This is a genomic window from Kitasatospora sp. NPDC029312, assembly GCF_055569215.1.
The window spans coordinates 1-2,221 of record NZ_JBVHXY010000090.1; the positions used below are offsets into that span (position 1 = coordinate 1).

The 2,221-nt window shown below is 68.9% G+C and carries 1 protein-coding gene and 2 tRNA genes; 2 read left to right on the top strand and 1 reads right to left on the bottom strand.

What is annotated here, in order from left to right:
- Positions 1-117 precede the first annotated feature (117 nt).
- Positions 118-188: transfer RNA gene (locus ACZ4WV_RS35350), tRNA-Gly, on the bottom strand.
- 159 nt (positions 189-347) lie between these two features.
- Here ACZ4WV_RS35350 and ACZ4WV_RS35355 point away from each other — a divergent pair.
- Together ACZ4WV_RS35355 and tig are read left to right on the top strand one after the other, a co-directional pair.
- A tRNA-Pro gene (locus tag ACZ4WV_RS35355) sits at positions 348-421 on the top strand.
- 296 nt (positions 422-717) lie between these two features.
- Positions 718-2,118 (top strand): trigger factor, encoded by a 1,401-nt coding sequence (gene tig / locus ACZ4WV_RS35360; RefSeq protein WP_465753195.1) that lies wholly within the window; start codon positions 718-720, stop codon positions 2,116-2,118.
- The last annotated feature ends 103 nt before the right edge of the window (positions 2,119-2,221 follow it).

Genomic DNA, 2,221 nt, shown 5'->3' on the forward strand with positions numbered 1-2,221 from the left:
CGGTCCTCCTCTTTTTTCCCAGACCCCCCCAGCCAAAACACCCCCCCCGGACTGTTGGGCTCCCCGGAACCCCCCCCCCCCCCTGGTGCGTGGGACCCCCCGGGCCCGGACCGGAAGAGCGGGCGACGAGAATCGAACTCGCGCGACTAGTTTGGAAGACTAGGGCTCTACCATTGAGCTACGCCCGCACGACCCCCCGAGCCGTTCCCGGCCGGAAGTTCGGGAGACAGCGTACCTGGTCCACCCCTTCCCGTGCACACCCGATTCTTCGCGCGCCCTCTTGCGCGCCGCCCCGAAATAGTCGGCGAGCCGTGCAGGCCCGGCGTGTACGCTTCTGCTCGGCACCACGGGGTGTGGCGCAGTTTGGTAGCGCGTCCGCTTTGGGAGCGGAAGGCCGTCGGTTCGAATCCGGTCACCCCGACAGTGAGTGCGGCAGGGTCTCGCCCACCGGGGCGGGGCCCTGTTCTGTTGGGCGGTACGGTGGCGTCTGGCGTCCGCCTTTCGTGGTACCGGTAGGATGGGCTGCTGGCGGTAGTCCCTGTGGCGTCCACCCAGGTCAACCGCACGAGGGCGAGGAGTCACGCTCACCGTCCGCCCACGGGAGATGCAGCTCCAACCGCCCATCGCCCGTCTCGCCCGAACCACCCGTACCGGCTCCGGCCGAACGGTAGGAACGGGCGGAGACAATCTGACCGCAAGCCCCTAGGAGACCTAACCGTGAAGAGCGCCGTCGAGACTCTGAACCCCACCCGGGTTCGACTCACCGTCGAGGTGCCCTTCGAGGAGCTCAAGCCCAGCCTCGACGCGGCGTACAAGAAGATCAACCAGCAGGTCACGGTCCCGGGCTTCCGCAAGGGCAAGATCCCGGCTCGCGTCATCGACCAGCGTTTCGGCCGTGGCGCCGTGCTGGAGGAGGCCGTCAACGACGCCCTGCCGCGCTTCTACACGCAGGCCGTCGACGAGGGCAAGATCGAGGTCCTCGGCCAGCCCGACATCACCAACATCGAGGGTGTCGAGACGATCGCCGACGGGGGTGACCTGAAGTTCACCGCCGAGGTGGACATCCGTCCGGAGATCACCCTGCCGGAGTTCTCCTCCATCGAGGTGACCGTCGACCCGATCGCCGTCTCCGACGAGGACGTCGAGAAGTCGCTGGAGCAGCTGCGCGAGCGCTTCTCGTCGGTCAAGGACGTCGAGCGCGCCGCCGCCGCCGGTGACATCGTGGTCGTCGACCTCGTCGCCAAGGTCGACGGCGAGGTGCCGGAGGACGGCACCGCGAACGGCGTCAGCTACGAGATCGGCTCGGGCCGCCTGATCGACGGCATCGACGAGGCCGTGACCGGCCTGTCCGCCGGCGAGGTGAAGACCTTCAGCACCGAGCTCAAGGGCGGCACCCAGGCGGGCAAGACCTCCGAGGTCACCGTCACCGTGACCGCCGTCCAGGAGAAGGAGCTGCCGGAGCTGGACGACGAGTTCGCCCAGCTGGCCAGCGAGTTCGACACCCTGGAGGAGCTGCGCGCCGACTCCCGCAAGCGCCTGGAGCGCATGAAGGAGTACGACCAGGCCACCCAGGCCCAGGAGAAGGTGCTGGACGCGCTGCTCGCGCTGGTTGACATCGAGTACCCGGAGAAGCTCCTCAAGGACGAGATCGAGACCCGCAAGCACAACGTCGAGCACCACCAGCTGGAGCCGATGGGTCTGAACCTCGACACCTACCTGGAGACCCAGGGCAAGACCCGCGAGGAGTGGGACGCGGAGATCGAGGAGCAGGCGAAGAAGGGCATCAAGACCCAGTTCGTCCTGGACCAGATCGTCGCCAACGAGGAGCTGGGCGTCAACCAGGAGGAGCTCACCGAGCACCTCATCCGCCGCGCCGCCGGCTCGGGCCTCACCCCGGACCAGTTCGCCCAGCAGGTCGTCCAGGGCGGCCAGGTTCCGCTGCTGGTCGGCGAGGTCGCCCGCGGCAAGGCGCTGGCCACCGTGGTCGAGGCCGCCAAGGTCGTCGACACCGAGGGCAACGAGATCAACTTCGACGACGAGGACGAGACGGCCGAGACCGTCGAGGCCGCCGCCGAGGAGAGCACCGAGGACAAGGCCGAGGAGAACACCGAGGCCTGAGTGCCCCGGTAGCCCTCGTCAGGCAGGCAGCGGGGGGGGGGGGGGGGCGGGGGGGGGGGGGGGAGGGGGTCGGGGGGGGGGGGGGGTGGGGTTGCATTCTCCC